Below are 3,736 nucleotides of genomic sequence, written 5' to 3'. Positions count from 1 at the left end.
AAATATCTTTTATATACATCATTTTGTCTATATAAAAAGTAAGGTCCATTGTACCATCAGCTATGTTAAGATTTCCAGTTACCAAGTCTTCCCTTACTAAATTTCCATCAATATCAATTCTTTCAACTGTTATAATAGGTGTTTCGCTATATGATGCATTTAGCTTATATACACTACTAAACATATTATCCTTTTCATTTTTCTTGGTTAAGTGATCTTTTTCTGTTAGTTGAAGGGTTAATATCTCCATTTGACCATCAGTTTCAGTATATTTTTTATCATGCTCTAATATTAATCCTCTATTAAGCATTATATGTTCTCTAGACTCTTGTGAATATGTAATATTAATCATGTCTTTTGAGTTTGGTACTTTTAAACTTTCGTGTATGTTTTGTACATTTGTAAATCTTTCAAAGTTTTTTTCAAAATCAAAATTGTATAACTCTGTATTTACAATTGGTAAGCTATTACCTGTATATTCAATTTCAAACTTATATTTATTTACTAGATATAAATAGATATACTCATTTGTTACTGTGTCAGATGTATACATATAGTATAAGCTTCCTCCCGCTAATTCTTCCATTGTATTAAGTTCTAGTGCTATTAGATTTATATTATTAGTTCTTCCTATTAATAACATCTTAGTTGCTTTTTTTACGTAATAAATAAATTTCATTTTTTCCTCCTTTGGTATGTATTATTATACTATTTTTCTCTATTTAAAGCTTATACTATGTCTTAAGATTACTCATAAGGTAATCATGCTATTTATTATTTATTAACTGAAGTTTACTCTTTTTTATTGCTAGTGTATCATTGAATATTTTACAATATCTGTTAATGTTTTACAATGATATTAGATTTAATTTAAAATTATAGCTTAGTTTTTTAGTTTTAGGTAAAATTACAAAAGATATAGTTAGTTCATAAAGCAATATTTATTCTAAGAACATCAGTTTTGATTCTATACTTTTCTGATATAATATATATAAGTATGTTTAATAAATACATAAATACTGAAGGGGGGATTTATTTATGGATCGAAGCTTAAATATAAACCAATTAAGAATGCTAACTTATATAAAAAAATACATTGAATTAAGAGGTTATTCTCCAAGTTTAAAAGAAATTCGCTCTGCCATAGGCTTAAAATCTGATTCTACAATTCATTCTCATTTAAAGGCGCTTGAAAAAAAGGGTTATATAAAAAAAGATCCTACAAAACCTAGATCTTTAACTATTACAGAAATTACATACGATGAATTTAAAAAAGCTTCTAATAAGTATCATGTAGATTTGTCTAAGATCCCTGGTATTAATCCTAAGATTTTAAATGGAGTTTTTGGTCCTTATGGAGTAAATCGAGATAGTATTTCTATATATAAAAATCACATGGGTGATATTGCTAGTATTGGGATTTTTAATGGCGATTACGTTATGATCGATACTTCAAGGCGTATTGCTAATAATGATATCATTTTAGCCATTGTTAATAAGGAGCACTATACTATTAATAGATTTTTTAAAGATGATAATACAATTAAATTAGCTTGTGAAGATGGTAACGAAGAGTTTATTACAGTCAACTCTAAAAAAGTTAAAATTTTAGGAGTTGTTATTGGATTTTTTAGGGACTTCGTTTAATTTTGTATTTGTTCTAGTTGCTATATTCACACCCTTATATAAAATACTAGGTCACCAAGTATTCAAATTGCTACACTTCAAACTAAATAATAACATAAAGGTCTAAAATACATAATATTTTAGACCTTTATGTTATTATTTAGTTGATGGTAGTGTTTTCTTATTTTTTCAATAATAGTATACTGGTAACCCCTATAAAGTCACTCCTACTCCTAATAAATCACTCGATGGTGAATCTTTAAAAGTAGCAAATAATAAGTAACCCTCTCCCAATAAGCCCACTATTAGAAGCACTGGTAATAGTGGAGCATGATAAAGTTTTGGATTTCGAGTAGTCCTCTTTCTAAGAATAAATACCTCAAAAATTCCTAGGTACAAAAATATTGAAAAAGTTGCACAAGCTATAGATATCGCACCACAAGTTCCTGGTGCCTTTACTAATGCCGATACCCAACAAAACAAGAAACCAATAGTTTCACTACTTTATAATAGAATCAACTGCTTTCTTTATCCTACTAAGCCCCTCTTCTACCATATACCTTGGGCAAGCTATATTCATTCTTACAAAGCCACTTCCTTCTTCACCAAAACTATACCCATTGCTTAAAGCTATTTTCCCTTCTTCCTTAAGTACCCTAGAAAGTTCATCATTATCTAACTTTAAATTTCTAAAATCAAGCCACATTAAATAAGTACCTTCTGGTTTTATAACATTAATTTTTGGAACATTTTCTTTTATATATTTTTCTACATAATCAACATTAGCTTCCAAATACTCTAATAACTCATTTAGCCACTCTTCCCCTTTATTAAATGCAGCTTCTACTGCTACTAAGTTAAATGGATTATTTCTTCTAATATCTAGGATTTCAAGTTCTTTATTAAAGCTATTGAATTCTTCTATTCTTTGAAATGATACAAATGAAGCTTGAAGTCCTGCTATATTAAATGTTTTTGTTGCAGAAAAACAAGTTATTGTTATATCCTCTATTTCTTTAGATAATGAAGCTATTGAAATATGTTTATGCTTTTTATATACTATATCTCTCCATATTTCATCTGCAATAATTCTAACATCATTTTTTAAACAAATATGTGCTAACTTTTCTAACTCTTCTTTTGTCCATACTCTACCTACTGGATTGTGAGGATTACATAGTATAAACCATTTTAAATCCGGATCTTTAGCTTTATTCTCAAGATCTTCAAAATCTATTATATATTTCCCATCTTTTTCAATTAATGAATTTATAACTAATTTTCTATTATTTAGTTTAACAGTATTTGAAAAAGGAGTATAAACAGGGTTTTGTATCATAATTTTATCATTTTCACTTGTAAAAAGTCTTACTATTAAAGATATAGTTGGTATAACTCCAGGTGAATGAATTAATGTTTTAGGGTCTATATCATATCCATATCGTTTTTGGGTCCAATTTACAGCACTTTCAAAATAAGAGTCTGGTCTTGAAACATATCCAAATATTTTTTGATTTAATTTATTATTCATAGCTTCTAATATTTCTGGTGCTGTTTCAAAGTCCATATCTGCTACCCACATAGGAAGTAAATCATTATCCCCAAAGTTTAGCCCTATTTCTTCCCATTTTACTGAATTATTTTTACTTCTATCTACGTTCTTGTCAAAATTGTAAATCATAATATCAAACCTCCTTGATAGTATTTTCATTGTTATTTTTTCTATTATTTTATATAGCAACTATTATGCCAACAACTTTTGTTCAATATTATTTTACAATATTATTTAATATTTTTCATTATGATAAAATTTCACAAAAGAATATCGAACTATTTTTAGTGCGATATTCTCTTTGATATATAATTCTTATTAAATTTTTATATTTTATAATTCTCTAGCTTTTTTTACACAAGCTTTCATACCCTCAATAATTGAGCTTCTAAATCCTCTTTCTTCTAAAACACGTACCGCTTCTATAGTAGTACCTCCTGGAGAACATACCATATCCTTTAATTCTCCTGGATGTTTTTTAGTATCTATGACCATCTTAGCACTTCCTAAAACTACCTGTGAAGCAAATGTATATGCCTTGTCTCTAGGCATTCCATC

General features: G+C 27.4%; 5 protein-coding genes. 1 reads left to right on the top strand and 4 read right to left on the bottom strand.

What is annotated here, in order from left to right; genetic code table 11:
- Positions 1-679 (bottom strand): hypothetical protein (locus ACRC03_RS11205; RefSeq protein WP_438652653.1); only part of this gene is annotated, 679 nt, incomplete at its 3' end.
- Positions 680-1,038: 359 nt separating this feature from the next.
- On the opposite strand from ACRC03_RS11205, the gene ACRC03_RS11200 reads away from it, so the two are divergent.
- Entirely contained in the window at positions 1,039-1,647 is a 609-nt protein-coding gene (locus ACRC03_RS11200) for a S24 family peptidase (RefSeq protein WP_438652652.1), read from the top strand.
- Between the two features lie 192 nt (positions 1,648-1,839).
- Here the strand turns inward: ACRC03_RS11200 and ACRC03_RS11195 are convergent, their stop codons facing one another.
- From ACRC03_RS11195 to ACRC03_RS11185, 3 genes are all read right to left on the bottom strand, one after another.
- A complete protein-coding gene (locus tag ACRC03_RS11195; protein ID WP_438652651.1) occupies positions 1,840-2,109 on the bottom strand; it encodes a hypothetical protein in 270 nt (89 codons plus the stop codon).
- Between the two features lie 16 nt (positions 2,110-2,125).
- Positions 2,126-3,307 (bottom strand): MalY/PatB family protein, encoded by a 1,182-nt coding sequence (locus ACRC03_RS11190; RefSeq protein ID WP_438652650.1) that lies wholly within the window; start codon positions 3,305-3,307, stop codon positions 2,126-2,128.
- Positions 3,308-3,511: 204 nt separating this feature from the next.
- On the bottom strand, positions 3,512-3,736 hold a 225-nt coding region (locus ACRC03_RS11185), incomplete at its 5' end, for a pyrroline-5-carboxylate reductase dimerization domain-containing protein (RefSeq protein ID WP_438652649.1).

This window comes from Romboutsia sp. (genome assembly GCF_051659545.1).
Classification (GTDB): domain Bacteria; phylum Bacillota; class Clostridia; order Peptostreptococcales; family Peptostreptococcaceae; genus JBOFOR01.
Note: the sequence above shows the minus strand (reverse complement) of the source record. Positions and strands in the feature narration are given on the sequence as shown.